At 72.7% G+C, this 17993-nt stretch carries 16 protein-coding genes; 10 read left to right on the top strand and 6 right to left on the bottom strand.

What is annotated here, in order from left to right; all coding sequences use genetic code 11:
• Positions 1–5: 5 nt before the first annotated feature.
• Positions 6–1352: a glycosyltransferase family 4 protein gene (locus tag NOSIN_RS01980; protein WP_077689097.1), complete on the bottom strand. Its 1347-nt coding sequence runs from the start codon at positions 1350–1352 to the stop codon at positions 6–8.
• Positions 1353–1486: 134 nt separating this feature from the next.
• Complete coding sequence (locus NOSIN_RS01985; RefSeq protein WP_077689098.1) at positions 1487–2515, bottom strand: MBL fold metallo-hydrolase; 1029 nt, start codon at positions 2513–2515, stop codon at positions 1487–1489.
• A gap of 357 nt (positions 2516–2872) precedes the next feature.
• Between NOSIN_RS01985 and NOSIN_RS01990 the strand changes: the two genes are divergently transcribed.
• Positions 2873–3484 carry a TetR family transcriptional regulator gene (locus tag NOSIN_RS01990; RefSeq protein ID WP_077689099.1) on the top strand — a complete coding sequence of 204 codons (612 nt, stop codon included), beginning with the start codon at positions 2873–2875 and terminating at the stop codon, positions 3482–3484.
• A gap of 17 nt (positions 3485–3501) precedes the next feature.
• Here the strand turns inward: NOSIN_RS01990 and NOSIN_RS01995 are convergent, their stop codons facing one another.
• Positions 3502–4953: a sigma-70 family RNA polymerase sigma factor gene (locus NOSIN_RS01995; protein ID WP_077689100.1), complete on the bottom strand. Its 1452-nt coding sequence runs from the start codon at positions 4951–4953 to the stop codon at positions 3502–3504.
• Between the two features lie 137 nt (positions 4954–5090).
• Entirely contained in the window at positions 5091–6089 is a 999-nt protein-coding gene (nadA, locus tag NOSIN_RS02000) for a quinolinate synthase NadA (protein WP_077689101.1), read from the bottom strand.
• A gap of 112 nt (positions 6090–6201) precedes the next feature.
• On the opposite strand from nadA, the gene NOSIN_RS02005 reads away from it, so the two are divergent.
• The 6 genes from NOSIN_RS02005 (at position 6202) to NOSIN_RS02030 (ending at position 11415) form a co-directional block, all read left to right on the top strand.
• Positions 6202–6957, top strand: a complete 756-nt coding sequence (locus NOSIN_RS02005; RefSeq protein ID WP_227014634.1) for an NUDIX hydrolase — start codon at positions 6202–6204, stop codon at positions 6955–6957.
• A 73-nt stretch (positions 6958–7030) separates the two neighbouring features.
• On the top strand, positions 7031–7702 hold the full coding sequence (locus tag NOSIN_RS02010; protein ID WP_236743278.1) for an HAD family hydrolase: 672 nt from the start codon (positions 7031–7033) through the stop codon (positions 7700–7702).
• Positions 7703–7829: 127 nt separating this feature from the next.
• Positions 7830–8939, top strand: a complete 1110-nt coding sequence (locus NOSIN_RS02015) for an ABC transporter ATP-binding protein (RefSeq protein WP_077689103.1) — start codon at positions 7830–7832, stop codon at positions 8937–8939.
• On the top strand, positions 8921–9790 hold the full coding sequence (locus NOSIN_RS02020; protein ID WP_077693347.1) for an ABC transporter permease: 870 nt from the start codon (positions 8921–8923) through the stop codon (positions 9788–9790). Before NOSIN_RS02015 ends, NOSIN_RS02020 begins: the two co-directional genes overlap by 19 nt.
• Complete coding sequence (locus NOSIN_RS02025; RefSeq protein WP_077689104.1) at positions 9778–10458, top strand: ABC transporter permease; 681 nt, start codon at positions 9778–9780, stop codon at positions 10456–10458. The genes NOSIN_RS02020 and NOSIN_RS02025 overlap by 13 nt, the downstream gene beginning before the upstream one ends.
• Positions 10459–10509: 51 nt before the next feature.
• Positions 10510–11415, top strand: a complete 906-nt coding sequence (locus NOSIN_RS02030) for an ABC transporter substrate-binding protein (RefSeq protein ID WP_077689105.1) — start codon at positions 10510–10512, stop codon at positions 11413–11415.
• Positions 11416–11843: 428 nt separating this feature from the next.
• Here NOSIN_RS02030 and NOSIN_RS02035 read toward each other — a convergent pair whose 3' ends face one another.
• Both NOSIN_RS02035 and sppA read right to left on the bottom strand, forming a co-directional pair.
• Positions 11844–12302 carry a flavin reductase family protein gene (locus tag NOSIN_RS02035; RefSeq protein WP_077693348.1) on the bottom strand — a complete coding sequence of 153 codons (459 nt, stop codon included), beginning with the start codon at positions 12300–12302 and terminating at the stop codon, positions 11844–11846.
• Positions 12303–12322: 20 nt separating this feature from the next.
• Entirely contained in the window at positions 12323–14068 is a 1746-nt protein-coding gene (sppA, locus tag NOSIN_RS02040) for a signal peptide peptidase SppA (RefSeq protein WP_077689106.1), read from the bottom strand.
• Positions 14069–14266: 198 nt separating this feature from the next.
• Here sppA and NOSIN_RS02045 point away from each other — a divergent pair, with 198 nt between their 5' ends.
• The 3 genes from NOSIN_RS02045 to NOSIN_RS02055 all read left to right on the top strand — a co-directional run bounded on the left by NOSIN_RS02045 (position 14267) and on the right by NOSIN_RS02055 (position 17848).
• Positions 14267–14941, top strand: a complete 675-nt coding sequence (locus tag NOSIN_RS02045) for a hypothetical protein (RefSeq protein ID WP_077689107.1) — start codon at positions 14267–14269, stop codon at positions 14939–14941.
• Positions 14942–15111: 170 nt separating this feature from the next.
• Complete coding sequence (locus tag NOSIN_RS02050) at positions 15112–16443, top strand: M16 family metallopeptidase (RefSeq protein WP_077689108.1); 1332 nt, start codon at positions 15112–15114, stop codon at positions 16441–16443.
• Between the two features lie 58 nt (positions 16444–16501).
• Positions 16502–17848: a M16 family metallopeptidase gene (locus NOSIN_RS02055; RefSeq protein ID WP_077689109.1), complete on the top strand. Its 1347-nt coding sequence runs from the start codon at positions 16502–16504 to the stop codon at positions 17846–17848.
• Positions 17849–17993 lie beyond the last annotated feature (145 nt).

Here is a 17993-nt window from a genome sequence, read left to right on the forward strand (position 1 = left end):
CCGGGTCAGGCGCCGTTCGCGCGGGCCCGCACGGGCGCGGGACGCGTGTCGCCGTCGGCGGGGCGTGTCCCCCTGACGGCGTCGATGGTGGTGGCGTAGCGCTGCGCGGTCAGGTCGGCGACGGCCCTCCAGGTGAAGCGCTCCTGGACCCTGCGCCAGGCGGCGGCGCCCATGCGCTCGCGCTCGGCGTCGTCGTCGAGCAGGGCGGTGAGCGCGCCGGCCAGGACCTCGGAGTCGCCCGGGGGGACCAGGAGCCCGGCGTCGCCGTCGGTGCCCACGACCTCGGGCAGCGCTCCGGCGCGGCTGGCCACCAGGGGGGTTCCGCAGGCCATGGCCTCCACGGCGGGCAGGGAGAACCCCTCGTAGAAGGACGGGACGACCGCGACCTGGGCGCTGGCGACGAGCTCGGCCAGGGCGGTGTCGTCGATGCCGCTGACGAACTCCACGCGGTCGCGCAGGCTCAGCTCGTCCACCAGTTGGTCGGTGGGGCCGCCGGGCTTGGGGCGGCTGACGATGGTCAGGGTGATGTCGCGCTCGGTGGCGAGCTTGGCGGCGGCGCGCAGCAGGACGGCCACGCCCTTGAGGGGGCTGTCGGCGCTGGCGGTGCACACGATGCGTCCGGGGACGCGCTCCAGCTCGGGGCGCGGGTGGAAGTAGCGGGTGTCCACGCCCAGCGGGGTGACCTCCATGGCGGCGGGGTCGACGCCGAACTCGCGGGCGATGTCGTCGGCGGAGGAGCGGGAGGGGACCAGGATCGGGTCGAGTCTGCGCGCGACCCTGGCCTGCATGCCCACGAACCCGTACCAGCGGCGCTTGGTGAGCCTTTGCAGGCCGCGCGCCTCGGCCAGCTCGATCCTGCGGTCCACGCTGATGGGGTGGTGGATGGTGGTCACCAGCGGCAGTCCCGCGGCGCGGATGCCGAGCAGGCCCCAGCCCAGGGTCTGGTTGTCGTGGACGACGTCGAAGTCGGCCAGGCGCTTGCGTAGTTCGCGGTTGGCGCGCAGGGAGAAGGTGAGGGGTTCGGGGAATCCCGCGGTCCACATGGTGGCGACCTCCAGGACGTCGATCCAGTCGCGCCACTCGCGCAGGGGCGGGGCGACGAAGGGGTCGGCGTCGTTGTAGAGGTCCAGGGAGGGCAGCTTCTCCAGGGTCACGCCCTCGTCCAGGACGGGGTAGGGCTGACCGGACAGGACCGTGACCTCGTGCCCCAGGGCCGCCAGCTCCCGCGACAGGTGGCGGACGTAGACGCCCTGTCCGCCGACGTGCTGCTTGCTGCGGTAGGACAGCAGGGCGACGCGCAGGGGGCGCTCGGCGGGGGGCCGGGGGCTCGGTGTGGTGCCCGACTGGGTCAAGAGTCCACCTCTTCGTTGGATCGCGGGCCCGGTCGCCGGTGTGGACGAGGGTGTTCGCCGGTGACAGGCGTGCGCGTCCATATGTTACTCGGCAGTTGGGTTCGGGTCGGCGTCAGGCTGGTTGGTAAGGGATCCTACGTCGGGCGGTGTGCTCGGCCGACGAGGGCCCAACGGGGTATGTCACCGCGCGCCGTGCGGCGGACGAGGCCCCGCTCCTCCAGGAGCCGCAGGTGGGCGGCGGTCTCGGAGGCCGCCATGTGGCGGGCGTGGACGCGCATGTGCGCCCAGGGGCGCTTCCAGCCCAGGCCGGAGGTGACCTCCCACAGAGTGGTGTGTCCCTCGGCGATCAGGGCGGTCATCTCGACGAGCCGCTCCTCGTGGTGGGCCGTGATCTCCCGCGCGCGGGCGGCGAGCCCGGTGAAGCGTGCCTCGTGTGAGGGAAGGCATACCAGCCGGTCGGCGTCGGGCAGGCGGCCGATACCGGCCTGGGAGGCGAGGAAGGCGCCCAGGGGGTCGCCGTCGGTGGACAGCAGCGGGAACTGGCCCACGTGCGGGGTGATGCGGGGCAGGACGTGGTCGCCGGTGAAGACCCTCCCGCCGTCGGCCAGGTGCAGGCACATGTGGCCGGGGGTGTGGCCGGGTGTCCACACGGCGCGCAGGTCGCGTCCGGGCAGGTCGACGGCCTCGCCGTCGGACAGGGACAGGTCGGGGACCGCGGGCGCGCCGATCAGGTTCGGGGCCTCCAGCAGGGCCCGGACGTCCTCCTCGGGGAAGCCCGAGCGGCGCAGTTGGTCGGCGATCCCGTCGAGGCGGTCCCGCGGGGGTGTGGCGTTCAGGCGCTCGGTGATCGCGATGTCGGCCGGGTGCATGGCTATCCATGCGTCGGAGGCCGCGCGCAGGCGTCCGGCCAGGCCCGAGTGGTCGGGGTGGAAGTGGGTGAGGACGGCGCCGCGGACATCCTCGACGGTGTGCCCGGTCTGCTTGAGGCCGCTGGTGAGCGCCTCCCAGGACTCGTCGTGGTCCCAGCCGGTGTCGACGAGGACGGGGCCCTCGGAGCTGGAGAGGACGTAGACGTAGGTGAAGCCGAGGGGGTTGCCGGGGATGGGCACCGGCAGACTCCAGACTCCGTCGCCGAGGTCCTCGACGGGGGGTGCGTCGGGCATGCGGGGGGCGACCTCTCACTAGAAACCGAATCCGGTTCGATTCTAGGAGGTGGCCGGTTCCAGGGCGGCGGCCGGGGGAGGCGGTCGAAGCGGACGAGCCACTCCGATTGCGCGAATAGAACATATTCTACAAAGCTGTTCAGGTTATCCGAAAACCAGGGTCATCTTTTCGTATTGCTCCTGCCACGTCGGGCGATGAGGCGACGGAGATATGTGAGGGGAACTGCGTTGAGGGGAAAACCTTGGATAACGTGTTCTCATAACGGTCGTTGCCCGGGTGGGTGTCGACCACCACAACGGGCTCCGGGCGCCACGACGGGTGTACGGCGTGCGGGCTGACGACGAAGGGAAGATCCTGTGGCGGTGCAGGCGTCGAGCGGAACGATGTCGCGAAGTCAGACCCAGCGCCGCAAGCGCATCGTGCAGACGGCGGCAGCGCTGGCCGTGCGCGGTGGCGTCGAGGCCATGCAGATGCGCTCGGTCGCCGAGCGCGCCGGGGTGGCCCTCGGCACGCTCTACCGGTACTTCCCCTCGAAGATGGACCTGGTCGTGGCCGTGGTCACCGAGGAGATGGACCTGCTGGAGGGCGGTATCGTCCGGCGTCCGCCCACGGCCGACACCGCCGCCGGACGCGCCGTCGACGTCCTGCTGCGCGCCACGCGCGGCCTCATGCGCGAGCCCGAGCTGGCCGACGCGCTGGTGCGCTCGCTGATCATGGCCGAGGTCAAGATCGAGCTCGACGTGCGTATCTCCGACCTGGTGTGGCGGGTGGCCACCGGCAACCTGGAGGGCGCGGCGGGAGAGGACGGCACCGCCGTGGACCGCGACAGCACCGACTACGTCCTGGTGGGCTCGCTCACCAGCGTGTGGATCTTCGAGCTGGTGGAGATCCTCAAGGGCCGCCGCGACGTGGACGAGGTGGAGCACCGGCTGCACACCGCCGCCGAACGGCTGCTCGCCTCCTTCTGAACGGTGCTCCCCGGGCCTCAGCCACCGCCGAAGAGCAGCCCCAGCAGCCCCTCGAACAGGTCCTCGTCCCCGTCCCCGTCGTCGGACCCGCCCTCCTCGGGCGGTGCGCCCGGGGCGTCCTCGTCTCCGGAGCCCCCGCCTTCGGAACTCCCGTCACCGGGAGCCTCGGAGCCGTCACCGGATCCGTCGGCGCCGGAGGACGGCCCCTGCTGCTCCCCGGCGGGTGGCACGGGTTCGGTCCCGCCTGGGACCGGGGCCTGCTGTCCCGCGGACTCCTCCGCCTCCGGTTCGGCAGGGACCCCCTGGCCCGGCTGCTCCGTCGGCACGACGACGGGCGCGTCGGTCGGCCCGGCCTCCGGCTTGGCGTCGGAGGAGGTCGCGGCCGCCTCCCTCTCCGCGACCATCGGGCTGCGGTCGTCCGCCTCCCCGGGGCCGATGGCGGTGGAGGGGCCGCCCACCGCACTCGCCCACGACCACAGTCCGACCGCCACGACGACCGTGGCGAAACCGGAGACGGCGGGCAGCGGCCAGCGGCGCCGGGAGGTCCGGTCGCCGTCCTCCGGACCGGTGTCCGGTCCGGCCAGCCTGGCGACCGCCTCCTCGTGTACGGGGTGGTCGCGGGTGGTCAGCCGGTCGACGGGCAGGGCGCGGGGCGGCGGCTCGGGAACGGGACCGGCGGCCTCGGCCACCTCCTCGGGCTCCCCGGCGACACGGGCACGGTGCAGCGGGTACCCCTCGCCGGTGAGCGGATGCATCTGCGCGGCGACGCGTTCGCGGACCGAGGCCGAGTCGGGGTCCAGGCAGGTCCGCACGACCCTCTCGCGCAGGCCCGGCGGCGGTCCGGGCGGGCGCAGCAGGGACAGGGCGTGCGCGACGCGGTCGATTTCGCGGGCCCTGCGGCGCGTCGGGCCGAGGAGCCCGGCGTCCTCCGGGGCCTCGGCGTCCGGACCGTCCGGGCCGTCGGTGCCCTCCGGCGCCTCTAAGAGGCCCCCGGCCTCGCCGGAGGCCTCCTCCAGGCTCTCCGCGGCACGCTGGATCGCCGAGCGCGAGAGCTCGACACAGATCTTGGGGTCCAGGCCCAGCACGCGCGCGGCGGCCGACGGGGACAGCGCGTGCCGCAGGTTCAGCTCGACCAGCTCGCGGTGGCTGGCGGGAAGCCGGGAGAACATGTGGGCCACCGGTTCCTCGGCGGGCACCGTGGCCAGCCTGGTGTAGGGGCTCACGTGTGCCAGGCCGCGCCGCTGGCAGGCCGAGCGGACCAGGGCGTACAGCCAGGGGCCGCGGTCGGCCGGGTCGGCGCGCCGGGCGTCGAGGACCACCCCGGCGACCAGGCCGTCGTGTACGGCCTCGGCCACCTGTTGGTCCTCGTCGCCCAGCAGCGACCAGGCATAGCGGTACAAGGGCGGCGCGAACGCGTCGTAGAGCGCCTCGATCGCCGCCGCTTCGTCTCCTTCGGTCCTGATGGTCACGGTTCTCCCCCCGCCTCTTCCGCGACGGTAGCGAGGGGAGCCCCGTCGCGTGGGTGAAACGGAGACCTGTGTCCTGAAGGTAAGACTTCTGTAACCCTTAGTTCGGCGGGGTGCGAACTCCCACCGTAAGGGTATGGTTACTCTCCGCCTCGCGAGGGCGAGCCGATGGCGACCATGCGCTCCACGGAGCGGCGGGCGCGCTCGGCGGTGTCGGCGCCGACCGTGATCTCGGTCGTGCCGAACCGCAGCGAGTCCAGCAGTTTGTCGGCGTCGATCATCTTCATGTAGTGGCACTCGGCGCGCGGGTTGACCGCCTCGAAGGCCGTGGTGGAGTTGGCGTTGCGAAGCTGGTGCAGCATGCCGGTCTCGGTCGCGATGAGCACCTTGTCGGCGGTGGTGTTCTCCGCGGCGGTGAGCATGCCGCCGGTGGAGAGGACCTTCACGCGGTCCTCGGGGACGGCGCCGCTGCCCACGAGGTAGAGGGCGGAGGTGGCGCAGCCGCACTCGGGGTGGACGTAGACCTCGGCGTCGGGCTCGGAGGCCACGCGCTCGCGCAGGGTGTGGCCGTCGATCCCGGCGTGCACGTGGCACTCGCCCATCCACACGTGGATGTTCTCTCGCCCGGTGACCCGCTTGACGTGGGCGCCGAGGAACTGGTCGGGGAGGAAGAGGATCTCCTGGTCCTCGGGGATGGAGCGGATGACGTCCGCGGCGTTGGAGGAGGTGCAGCAGATGTCGGTCTCGGCCTTGACCGCGGCCGTGGTGTTGACGTAGGCGACCACGGCCGCTCCGGGGTGCTCGGCCTTCCAGGCGCGCACGTCCTCGGCCGTGATGGTGTCGGCCAGCGAGCACCCGGCGTTGGGGTCGGGCAGCAGGACGGTCTTCTCCGGGGCGAGGATCTTGGCGGTCTCGGCCATGAAGTGCACGCCGCAGAAGACGATGGTGCTCGCGTCGACGCTGGCGGCCAGACGGGACAGCGCCAGGGAGTCGCCGGTGTGGTGGGCGACGTCCTGGATTTCGGGGCGCTGGTAGTTGTGCGCGAGGATGACAGCGTCGCGCTCCTTCGCCAGGCGGCGGACCTCGTCGGCCCATTCCTGCCTGGTCATGGTGTCCGCCGTCGCGGTGACCGGTGCCATGTCCAACTACTTCCTTGAGGCTGTGGGCACGTCGTACGGGCGCCGTGCCGGGGAGGGTCGGTGCGGGTGGACAAGTTTTTGTCTGTCAGGCACAAACCTCTTACAGCTTAACATGACGGGGAACGGAAGGGACGAGTTGGACACCCCTCAGGAAAACGGGCAGGCTGCGTCGCCCGCCTGCACCGCGTCGGAGCACGCGGAGCTCTCGGCGCACGAGGCGCTCGCGGTCGTGCTCCAGATCCGCGACGGAGAACTGTGCGTACTGCTGTGGCGCAGAGCCCTTCCGCCCTGCGAAGGGGCGTGGGCGCTGCCCGGCGGCAGGCTCGGCCGCGGCGAGAACCTGGGCGCCTCCATCCGGCGCCAGCTCGCCCAGAAGGTGGACGTGAGGGATCTGTCACACCTGGAGCAACTGGAGACCCGCAGCGACCCCGGCCGCGTTCCCGGGCGCCGCGCCCTGGCCACCGCCTACCTGGGCCTGGTCCCGGCGGACGTCGACCCGGTCGTGCCCGAGGACACCGGCTGGCACCCGGCCGCGCAACTGCCGTCCATGGCCTTCGACCACGCCTCCATCGTCCGCTCCGGACGCCGGCGCCTGCGCGCCAAGCTCAGCTACACCAACGTGGGGTACGCCCTCGCGCCGCCGGAGTTCACGATGTCGGAGCTGTCGGGCTACTACCGGGCGGCCCTGGGCCACGACGTGGCCGCCACCAACCTGCGCCGCGTCCTGCTGCGCCGGGGACAGATCCAGGAGACCGGCCGCTCGGTGCCCTCCGGCCGCTCCGGGGGGCGGCCCGCCGCCCTCTTCCGCTTCCGCGACCGCAGTCTGGAGATCACCGACGCCTTCGCCGTGCTGCGTCCGCCCACCTGATCCGGCTCAGCCGGACCCGCCCATCCGCAACCTGCACGGAAACCGTTACGAACGGCTTGTAAACTCCCTGACCGTGGCAATTCGTACTGTGGTGTTCGACGTGGGCGAGACCCTCGTCGACGAGACCCGGATCTTCGCGCGCTGGGCCGACCGCTTCGGCATCCCGCACATGGCGTTCTTCGGCACCATCGGCGCCGTGCTCGGCTCCGGCGGGACCCTCACCGACGGCTTCCGGCTGCTCGTACCCGGATTCGACCTCGCGGCCGAGAGCGCCCTCTGGCGTGCCGAGGACCCCGACGGCGAGCGCGAGCACTTCGGCGAGGACGACCTCTACCCCGACGTGCGTCCCGCCTTCGGGGCCATGCGCGAGGCCGGACTGTCCCTGGTCATCGCGGGCAACCAGCCGCCCGAGGCCGGGCCCGCCCTGACCGCCATGTCACTGGGCGTCGACGCCATCGGCATCTCCGACGACTGGGGCGTCAAGAAACCCGAACCCGAGTTCTTCGACCGCGTCCTGTCCCTGGCGCGGGCCACCCGCCCCGGCATCGCGCCGGAGGAGGTCCTCTACGTCGGCGACCGCGTCGACAACGACGTCCTGCCCGCCCTCCGCGCCGGGATGCGCGCCGTCCTGCTGCGCCGGGGCATCTACGGCTACCGGCACGCCGCCACCGAGGACGCGGCGCGGGCCGACGCGGTCCTGGACGACCTGCACCAGCTCGCCGACTGGATCGCCCGCCAGGACTGAACGGACGCCCTCCCGGGTCCGACACGGTCACGGCCGGCGCCACACGATGGTGGCCGGCGGGCGCGCGAGCGGCCCGCCCCGCCACACCCCACCTTCTCCCGGTCCCAGAACGGAAGACACCCGGCCGATGATCACATTCGAGGGCGCAGCCAAGCTCTACCCCGACGGCACGGTGGCCGTCGACGCCCTGGACCTCACCGTCGAGACCGGTCAGACCACGGTCTTCGTGGGTCCCTCCGGCAGCGGCAAGACCACGTCGCTGCGGATGATCAACCGCATGGTCGAGCCCACCGGCGGCGCCGTCCTCATCGACGGACAGGACGTACGCCTGCGCGACCCGGCCGCGCTGCGCCGCTCCATCGGCTACGTCATCCAGCAGGCCGGGCTCTTCCCGCACCGCACCGTGCGCGACAACATCGCCACCGTGCCCCTGCTGCTCGGCTGGGGGCGGGCCAGGGCCAGGGCGCGCGCCGCCGAGCTCATGGAGCTGGTCGGCCTCGAACCCTCCCAGGCACGGCGCTACCCCCACCAGCTCTCCGGAGGCCAGCAGCAGCGGGTCGGAGTCGCCCGGGCCCTGGCCGCCGACCCGCCCATCCTGCTCATGGACGAGCCCTTCAGCGCCGTGGACCCCGTCGTGCGCGCCAGCCTCCAGGACGAGCTCCTGCGCCTGCAGGAGGAGCTGCACAAGACCGTCGTCTTCGTCACCCACGACATCGACGAGGCCGTCCGCCTCGGCGACCGCATCGCCGTCTTCCGGCCCGGAGGGCGGCTCGCCCAGTACGACAGCCCCGAACGCCTCCTGGCCGCGCCCCGCGACGCCTTCGTGGAGTCCTTCGTCGGCTACGACCGGGGCGTGCGGCGCCTGTCGTTCTTCCCGGCCCGGGAGCTGTCGCTGCGCGAGGACGTCGTCTTCGGCGACGACACCGCCGCGGGCGCCGCGGCCGCCTCCATGCGCGGTGAACCGTGGGCGCTGGTGGTCACCGGCGACCACGTGCCCCTGGGCTGGGCCGGCGCCGGGCAGCTCGCCCGCGTGCCCGCGGACACCGCCCTGGGCTCGCTCGACCTCGCCCCCTACGGCCACACCTTCGCCGTCGACACCGACTCCCTGCGCGCGGCCCTGGACGCGGCGGTGCTCTCGCCCGCCGGACGCGCGGTCGGGGTCGACGCCGCCGGACGCGTGGTCGGCGTGGTCTCCCAGGAGGACCTGGGCACGGCCCTGTGGTCGGTGACCGAGTGATCGCCGAGGCCTGGGACTGGGCCGCGCGCGTCGTCGAGTGGGGCGTGGCGAACTGGAGCCGTCCCGGCGAGCCCGACCGCGGCGTCCTGCCCCGCCTGACCGAGCACATGCGGCTGTCCTACCTGTCCATCCTCATCGGGCTGGTGCTGGCCCTGCCCCTGGGACTGGCGTGCGTGCGCTGGAAGCCGCTGTACCCGCCGGTGCTGACGGGCGTGAACGTGCTCTACGCGGTGCCCTCGATCGCGCTGTTCTTCCTCATGCTTCCCTACACCGGGTTCAGCGACTGGACGGCCGTCGTGCCGCTGGCCCTGTACACCCTGGTGGTCCTGCTGCCCAACGTGGTGGACGGCCTGCGCCAGGTCCCCGACCACGTCCGCCAGGCCGCCGTGGCGATGGGCTTCGGTCCGCTGCGCCGCCTGGTGTACGTGGAGACGCCGGTGGCCGTGCCGGTGATCATCGCCGGGCTGCGCGTGGCCTCGGTGGCCACCATCAGCATGGTCAGCGTCGCCTCCCTGGTGGGACTGGGCGGGCTGGGCCAGCTCATCCTCAGTGACGGGTTCCGCCGCCAGTTCGACGCGCCCATCGTCGTCGGCATCGTGCTCACCGTCCTGTTGGCGTTCGTCACCGACGCCGTGCTGGTGCTCGCCCAGCGCCTGCTCACCCCCTGGGCGCGCGAGGACGGCGGCCGCCGCCGGCGGCGCCGTGCCGCCGGGCCCGCCGGGGCCGACACCGCGGCGGCCCCGACGGCCCCCCGGGCCGCGGAGACCGCGGAGGCCGCGGTGCGGCGCCCCGTACGGACCGGGCCGGGTACCGGGCACACGGCGGAGGAGGGACGGTCATGGACATCCTGATCGAGCTGTTCGCCTGGTTCGCCGATCCGGCCCGGTGGACCGGCGGCGGGGGCGTCCCCGCGCGCATGGGCGAGCACGTCTACTACTCCCTGCTCGGACTGCTGCTGTCCGCCGTCGTCGCCGTCCCCCTGGGACTGTTCACCGGACACACGGGGCGGGGCGGCTTCCTCACCACCAGCCTCGCCAACTTCGCGCGCGCCCTGCCCACGATCGGAGTCCTGTTCCTCATCGTGCTGGCGGCCGGGATCGGGCTCGTCCCGGTCCTGTGCGCGCTGGTGGCGCTGGCCGTCCCGCCGATCCTCGTCAACACCCACGAGGGCGTGCGCGGGGTCGAGCCCCGGCTCCGGGACGCCGCGTTCGGCATGGGCATGCGCGGCCACCAGGTGCTGCTGCGGCTCGAACTCCCCGTGGCGGTACCGCTCATCCTCATCGGCATGCGCACCGCCGCCGTCCAGGTGGTCGCCACCGCGACCATCGCCGCCTACGTGGGCGTGGGCGGCCTCGGGCGCTACATCGTCGACGGCCAGGCCCGCCAGGACCTGACGATGATGCTGGGCGGATCGGTGCTGGTGGTGCTGCTCGCGGTCCTCACCACGCTCCTCTTCGCCGGACTGCGGCGCCTCCTCGTCGCACCCGGACTGCGCACCGGCGCCGTGGCGGGGCGTTAGCGGGTGTCCCCTCACCCATCCACGAAGTACTCACAGAGAAGGTTGGCGAACATGCACAAGAGGCTCGCCCTCATCGGGCTTCCCCTGACGGCCGTGCTCCTGACCGCGTGCGGCGGCAGCGACCCCTACGAGGAGGAGGGGGGCGGTGACGCCTCGGGCTCCGGCGAGGTCGTCATCGGCTCCGCGGACTTCCCCGAGAGCACCCTGCTCGCCGAGATCTACGGCCGGGCGATGGAGGCCGAGGGGGTGGACGTCGCCTACCAGCTCAACATCGGCAGCCGCGAGGTCTACTACTCCCAGATCGAGTCCGGGAACCTGTCGGTCTTCCCCGAGTACAACGGCGCGATCCTGGCCCACCTCGACGAGGACGCGCCCACCGGCAGCGGTGAGGAGACCAACCGGCGGGTGGCGGAGGCGCTGCCCGGGGGCCTGGAGATCCTGGACTCCTCCAGCGCGGAGAACAAGGACTCGGTCACCGTCACCAGTGAGACCGCCGAGGAGCACGGCCTCGACAGCATCGACGACCTGGCCGGGGTCGCGGACGGGATGACCCTGGGCGGCCCGCCGGAGTTCGAGACCCGCCAGCAGGGCGTGGTGGGCCTGTCGGAGGTCTACGGCGTCGAGTTCGGCGAGTTCCGCTCCCTGGACGTGGCGCTGCTGACCCAGGCGCTCCTGGACGGCGACATCCAGGCCGCGAACCTGTTCACCACCGACCCGCAGATCGCGGTGGAGGACCTCGTGGTCCTGGAGGACCCGGAGAACCTCTTCGGCGCCCAGAACATCACCCCGCTGATCAACAGCGAGCAGGTGGACGACACCGCCCGCGCCGCCCTGAACGCGGTGTCGGCCGCGCTCACCACCGAGACCCTCACGCGGCTCAACGAGCGTGTGGTGGTCCAGAACGAGAACGCCGCCGACGTGGCCCAGGAGTGGCTGGAGGAGGAGGGCCTGGTCTAGCAGTGCAGTGTCTTTCTTGGGGCTCCGCTCCGCTTCGCCCCGTGTTCGGGCGCCCTGTAGGCGGGAACCTTCGGCGCCTCCCGTGCGATGGCTCGTTCCTCGCGATCGCACGTCCGGCACCTCCAGAACCCCGCCGGCGCCCGAACGGCACCCCCTTGGGCCCTGTCCCCTGCCCATCGGTCCAGCAGTGTCTTTCTTGGGGCTCCGCTCCGCTTCGCCCCGTGTTCGGGCGCCCTGTAGGCGGGAACCTTCGGCGCCTCCAGAACCCCGCCGGCGCCCGAACGACATCCCCAGGGGCTGAGCAAGCACTCACCGGCAGGGTTCCTGGGGCTCCGCTCCGCCCGCCCGGCACCCCTTGGGGGCTGGGCGGGCGTGCATCGAACAGGCCCTCGGACGCGGCCACCGGGCCACTGCCCGGTGGCCGCGCGTCAGTCCAGCGAGTGGTAGCGGCCCGCCCAGCGGACCAGCGCCGCACCGGTGCCCGTGACCACGGGCAGGCCCACCACGTCGGCGAGGAAGACCACGTGGTCGCCCACCAGGACGCTCTGGCGCACGGAGCACTCCAGCGCCGACAGGGCGTCGTCCAGCACGATCGCGCGGGTCAGCCCGCCCCGGTGGTGGGACTGGCCGCTCACCAGCAGGCGGGCGCTGGGACGCCCCTCGGCGGCGAAACGGCCCGCCAGCGCGCGCTGGCCGGCGCCCAGCACGTTCACGGCGAAGGCGCCGACCTCCTCGATCACCTCGGCCATGTAGCCTTCGGCGCCCACGCTCACCGACACCACCGGCGGGTCGGCCGACACAGATCCGAACGCGCTGACGGTCGCCCCCACGTCGTCGCGCCCGTCGGCGACGGTCACCACCGCGACCCCGGTGGGCAGCAGCGCCATCGCGTCCAGGTACGAACCGGTCAACGGATCTCCCAGGCTCCGGGCATCGTCATCGGGCCCCCGGCGGGCAGCCCCATCGCCATGGCCGCGTGCTGGAGGGGACCCCACGCGCCGAACGCGGTCTGCGGACCCGAGGCGCCCACGTCCTCGCTCGACTCGTGCGGGCGGATCTGGTCCAGCGGGTTCGTGCGAGGGAAGGAGCGCAGCGGCAGCGGTCCCGCGCCGGCCCTCTCCCGGGCCAGCCGCACGGCCGTCTCCAGGCCGCCCAGCTCGTCCACCAGGCCTCGCTCGCGCGCGTCCTCGCCGGTCCACACCCGTCCCCGGGCCACCTCGTCCACCTGCTCGCGGGTCATCTTCCTCGCCTGGGCGACCCGTTCGGTGAAGTCCTCGTAGATCTGGTCCAGCAGTGCGTTGATCCGCTCCCACTCGGACTCGGTGAACGGCCGCTCGGTGTCGAACATGCCCGCGTGCTCACCGGTGCTGACCGAGTCGCTGGTCACCCCGTACCGCTCCAGCAGCCGGCCCAGGACCGGCTTGCCGGTGAACACCCCGATGGAGCCGGTGAGGGTGCCGGGCTGGGAGACCACCGCGTCGGAGCCCAAGGTGACGTAGTAGCCGCCCGACGCCGCGAAGTCGCCCATCGCCGACACCACGGGGATGCCCGCCCGGCTGGTCAGCTCGGTCTCGCGGCGGATCGCGTCGGAGGCGGTGGGCGAGCCGCCCCGGCTGTCCACGCGGAACACGACCGCCTTGACCCGCGGGTCCTTGCGCGCGGCCCGGAAGGCCGCCGCCACGGTGTCCGAACCCATGACGGTGCCGCCGCCCAGCGGCGAGCGCCGTGTCCGGCCCAGGCTGATCGTCCCGGTCGCCGAGATCAGCGCGATGTATCCGGAACCGCCCCTGACCTGGGGCAGCGGGGGCGGGGTGTGCTTGCGGTGGTAGCGGGTGACGAACTGCAGCTCCGGCTCCACCGTCCGGCCGCCGCCCGCGCCGTCCCTGCCGCGCGCCTCCTCCCGCACCTGCTCGAACAGCTCCGAGTAGACCTCGTCCCGGTAGGCCAGCCGGTCGACCAGCCCCTCCTCGACCGCCTCCTGGGCCAGGAACGGGCCGCGCGAGACCAGAGCGCGCACCCGGTCCGCCGTCAGCCCGCGGGCCTCGGCGGCCGCGTCGGCCAACTGGTCGCCCAGCGAGGTGACGATCCGGTCGCTGGCCTCGCGCTGGGCGTCGGTGTACCCGGTCTCGGTGACGCTGTTCAGCGCGTTCTTGTACTCGTGGCGCGCCCCCACCTCGTAGGTGACGTCCAGCTTGTCCAGGGCCCCCTTGACGAAGGTCGTGCGCATGAGCAGGCCGGTCAGGCCGAGCACGCCGGTGGGCGCCATGACCACGCGCGAGAACGCGCACGCCAGGTAGTAGGGCAGGTTCCCCGCGCCGGTCTCACCGAAGGAGTCGGCCCAGGCCACGGCCGGCTTCCCCGTCGCGCGAAAGTCGGCGACGGTGTGGCGCAGCTCCTGGACCTTGGCGAAACCCAGCGACCGGGCGTCCACCCGGACCAGCAGCGCCGCCACCCGCGGATCGCGCGCGCCCCGGCGGATGCCCTCCAGGACGTCGAGGTAGTGCTGTCTGCGCCGGTTCATGATCTGGCTGATCGGGTCTCCGGGGGCCTCGTCGGCGACCCCCTCCGTGAGGTCCAGCTCCAGGACCAGCGGCCCCTGGGGGCGCTGCCGGACGAGGGACAAGGGCTCCGTGATCTTCGCGAGGTCCACCATGGGCCCAGGGTAGTGGCCGCCGGGCCCCGCCGCCGGACACTCCCTCCCACGCGGCGCCCCGGGTCCGCCCCGTGCCGTCCCCTCTCCTCCGCCGGCGTCCGATGGATCCCGAAAGTGCGGGATCGGACGGTGCGCGCCGTGTGTCGGCAGGCGCTAAGGTCAACGGTGCTGACGACGGGACGCACGAGAGGACGACGCATGGCGGGCATCCACGGGCGACGGCGGCGGGCACGCGGTGCGCGCGCGGCCATGGGAACGGCCGCGGCGGGCGCGGCACTGCTGCTCCTGGCCGCCTGCTCCGGAGGGGGAGGCGGCGAGATCGAGCTGGAACGCGGCGAGAGCGGCATCCTGCCCGCGGCGGAGCCCCCGGCGCCGGAGGAGTTCGCCGCCGAGACGATCGAGGGCGTGTCCATCAAGGTCCCCGAGGGGTGGGAGACCCAGAGCGAGGGCGGCACGCTGTGCATGAGCCCGCCCGGGCAGGCGGCCTGCGCGTACGGCTCGGTGCAGCTGACCCCGCACGCGTCGGCCCAGCACCCGCGGAAGTGGCCGGCCAAGGGCGACGTCTTCAAGAAGGACGAGGGCTGGGCGGCCGACACCGGAAGCTGCCGCAGCCTCAACACCGCCGCCTCCGGAGGCATCGGTGTGAAGAAGGCCAAGCTGAAGGTCTCCGACTTCACCGAGCACGCGGACGGCCTCAAGTCGCACCACTCGGTGTGGGAGGTGACGTGCGCCAACGACGACACCTTCGAGGTGCGCATGTGGTTCCTGCCCATCAGCGACGTCCTGCTGTACGTGTGGTCCGCCGACGCCCAGTACTCCGCGGTCTACGACGAGATCGCCCTGTCCATGGACACCACCGGGTACCAGAACTGATTCCTCCGCGCACCGGTACCGGTATCGGTCCCTCCGATTACCGGTTCGGGTGTCCTGGAGGTCGTGCGAGGCCGTAGGGTCGTAGTCGTCACAACAAGGGCCGTTCGCGCGGAAGCCGACGTGCGGACGGCGGCAGTTCAGACGACGGCGTGAATCGGGGTGCAGCACTGGTGACCACCATCGGAGCGGCGGGACGGGTCGGTCAGTACACACTCGACAACGGATTGCGTCTGGTGACCGCTCCGGCCTCCACCGGCCAGGTCGCCTCCGTGAACCTGTGGTACGGCGTGGGATCGCGGCACGAGGTCCCCGGGCGCACGGGTTTCGCGCACCTCTTCGAGCACCTGATGTTCCAGGGCAGCGGCAACGTCGCCAAGGGCGAGCACTTCGAGGAGATCGAGCGGCTCGGCGGCGACATCAACGCCTCCACCTCCAGCGACCGCACGAACTACTTCGAGACGGTCCCCGACCACGCCCTGGACCGCGTCCTGTGGCTGGAGGCCGACCGCCTGGCGACCCTGCGCGAGGGCATGACCCAGGAGGTCCTGGACAACCAGCGCGACGTCGTCAAGAACGAGCGCCGCCAGCGCTACGACAACCAGCCCTACGGCACCGCCCTGGAGCGCATCCTGCGGCTGGCCTACCCCGAGGGCCACCCCTACCACCACCCGACCATCGGCTCCATGGCCGACCTGGACGCGGCCGACCTCGACTACGTCAAGTCCTTCCACAAGGCCCACTACGGCCCGGACAACTGCGTGCTCACCGTGGTCAGCAACCTCGACCCCGAGGACGTCCTGGCCCGGGTGGAGAAGTTCTTCGGCCCCATCCCCGCCCGCGACACCGTTCCCGAGGCCCCCGACCCCGCGCTGGGCGCCCCTCTGGGCGGCCCGGTCCGCGACTCGGTCACCGAGACCGTGCCCGCCGCCGGGGTGTTCATCGGCTTCCGCGTCGCCCCCTACGGCGAGCACGGGTTCGACGTCATGCACCTGGCCTCGGCCGTCCTGGGACAGGGCCAGGGCAGCCGCCTGTACCGGTCCCTGGTGGTGGACCGCCCCATCGCCGCGGACGACGGCGGGGCCGCCGCCGACATCCTGCCGTTCCGCTACACCGACAGCCTCATGCTGGTGAACATGCTCGCCCGCGAGGGCGTCGGCGGCGACGTGCTGGAGGAGGCCATGCGCGAGGAGATCGGCAAGCTCGCCGCCGGCGTCACCGAGGAGGAGATGGACCGGGCGCGCGCCGTCCTGGAGCGCGACCACCTGCAGTCCATCTCCAGCCCTTCCGGACTGGCCGACAGCATCAGCAGCTGCACCCAGTTGTTCGACGACCCCGAGCTGGCCTACACCTGGCCCCGGCGCTGGGACGACATCACCGCCGAGGAGGTGCGGGCCGCGGCCGAGCGCCTGCTGGTCGACGACAACCTGCTCGTCGTCCGCTTCGACCCCGAGGAGCCCCAGGCCGCCGGGGCCGACGCCGTGGCGGAGGCCTCCGGCGCCTGACGCGCCCGCCTCCACTCCCCGGCCCTGTTACCGCAAGCCTCAGAAAGAGCCACAGAGCATGCAGCAGTCCCTCCCGGACCTCGGTGCCGCAGCGTCCTACACCTTTCCCAAGCCCCGCCGTGTCACCGTCGGCGGCGGCACGGTCGTCGCCGTCGACGTGCCCGGCCAACAGCTCGTCTCCCTCCGCCTGGTCCACCCCCACGGCGGCGCCGCCGAGCCGCTCGACGCCATGGGGGTCAGCGCGCTCACCAGCGAGGTCCTGGAGGACGGACCCGACGGCAACAGCTCCCTGGCGCCGGCCCTGGAGCGCTACGGCGCCGAGTGGGTCTCCCGCGTCAGCTGGGACGGTTTCATCACCGGCCTGGACGCCCCCGCCAGCCGCCTGGGCGAGGCGGTCCGCCTGTTCGCCGACGCGGTGCGCCGCCCCGCGCTCGACCCCGACGACATCGTCCGCCGCCGTGACCAGCTGCTGGAGCGGTTCTGGCTGGAGGCCGCCTCGGCCGGCACCCTGGCGATGCGCAGCCTGGGCGGACAGCTGTTCACCGGCCGCTACGCCACGCCGCTCGCGGGCGGCCCGGTGAAGCTGGCCGACGTCACCCCCGAGACCGTGGCGGCCTTCCACGCCGACTCCGTCGCCTCCGTCGCCGGCACCCTCGTGGTCGTCGGCGACCTCACCGGGGTCGACCTGGAGGAGCTGGGCAAGACCGTGTTCGGCGACGCCTCGGCCGTGCCGGCGGGGGAGCCCACCGCGCCCGCGCCGCCGCCCGGGGAACTGCCCCGCCTCCTGGTCGTGGACCGGCCCGGCTCCGTCCAGTCGGCCCTGGTCATCGCGCACCGCGCCCCCTCCCGCTCGCAGGTGGACCTGCCGCGCGCCGAGGGCATCAGCGAGGTCCTGGGCGGGATGTTCACCTCCCGGCTCAACATGGAGCTGCGCGAGCGCCTCGGCTACACCTACGGCGCCGGAACGCGGTTCGACCTGCGCCGCGACAGCGGGGTGTTCTTCATGAGCACCCAGGTGGAGGCGGACACCACCGCCCACTCGATCACCTCGTCGCTGGAGCAGATCGCCAAGCTCCGCGAGTCGGGGGTCACCGAGGAGGAGCTGACCGCCGTACGCGAGTCCAACACGGTGGGCCTTCCGGTCAACTACGCGACGGCGCGCGCCATGGCGGGCGCCCTGGTCGACATGGTCGTGCACGACCTGCCCGAGGACCACGTGGACCGTGTCCGGGCCGGGTACGAGAGGCTCACCAAGGAGTCCCTGGACAGCGCCGCCACCGAGTACCTGCACCCCGACGAGTCGGTCGTGGTGGTCGTCGGCGACGCCGAACGCCTGCGTCGGCCGCTCACCGACATCGGGGTCGGCCCGGTCGAGGTGCGCACCCCCGAATCCCTCTGGTCCTGAGACCCGCGGGTGTGCGGGCGCCGTTCCCGTACACCCGTTCCCGTCCCCCACCAGGGGTGGGAGTCCCCGGGCGAGATCCACGTCACCGCATGCGCGGGTTTTCGCTGGACATAACGAAAGCGAACCTATGTGTTTGTGATACGGC

This window comes from Nocardiopsis sinuspersici, assembly GCF_001998325.1.
In the GTDB taxonomy this organism is placed as follows: Bacteria; Actinomycetota; Actinomycetes; order Streptosporangiales; family Streptosporangiaceae; genus Nocardiopsis; species Nocardiopsis sinuspersici.

What these genes read in the sequence shown, in the direction of transcription:
- NOSIN_RS01985 (WP_077689098.1), bottom strand. Translation starts at nt 2,515, where the DNA reads ATGCCCGACGCACCCCCCGTCGAGGACCTCGGCGACGGAGTCTGGAGT.
- nadA (WP_077689101.1), bottom strand. Translation starts at nt 6,089, where the DNA reads ATGGCACCGGTCACCGCGACGGCGGACACCATGACCAGGCAGGAATGG.
- NOSIN_RS02005 (WP_227014634.1), top strand. Translation starts at nt 6,202, where the DNA reads ATGACGGGGAACGGAAGGGACGAGTTGGACACCCCTCAGGAAAACGGG.
- NOSIN_RS02015 (WP_077689103.1), top strand. Translation starts at nt 7,830, where the DNA reads ATGATCACATTCGAGGGCGCAGCCAAGCTCTACCCCGACGGCACGGTG.
- NOSIN_RS02025 (WP_077689104.1), top strand. Translation starts at nt 9,778, where the DNA reads ATGGACATCCTGATCGAGCTGTTCGCCTGGTTCGCCGATCCGGCCCGG.
- NOSIN_RS02030 (WP_077689105.1), top strand. Translation starts at nt 10,510, where the DNA reads ATGCACAAGAGGCTCGCCCTCATCGGGCTTCCCCTGACGGCCGTGCTC.
- NOSIN_RS02035 (WP_077693348.1), bottom strand. Translation starts at nt 12,302, where the DNA reads ATGGCGCTGCTGCCCACCGGGGTCGCGGTGGTGACCGTCGCCGACGGG.
- sppA (WP_077689106.1), bottom strand. Translation starts at nt 14,068, where the DNA reads ATGGTGGACCTCGCGAAGATCACGGAGCCCTTGTCCCTCGTCCGGCAG.
- NOSIN_RS02045 (WP_077689107.1), top strand. Translation starts at nt 14,267, where the DNA reads ATGGCGGGCATCCACGGGCGACGGCGGCGGGCACGCGGTGCGCGCGCG.
- NOSIN_RS02055 (WP_077689109.1), top strand. Translation starts at nt 16,502, where the DNA reads ATGCAGCAGTCCCTCCCGGACCTCGGTGCCGCAGCGTCCTACACCTTT.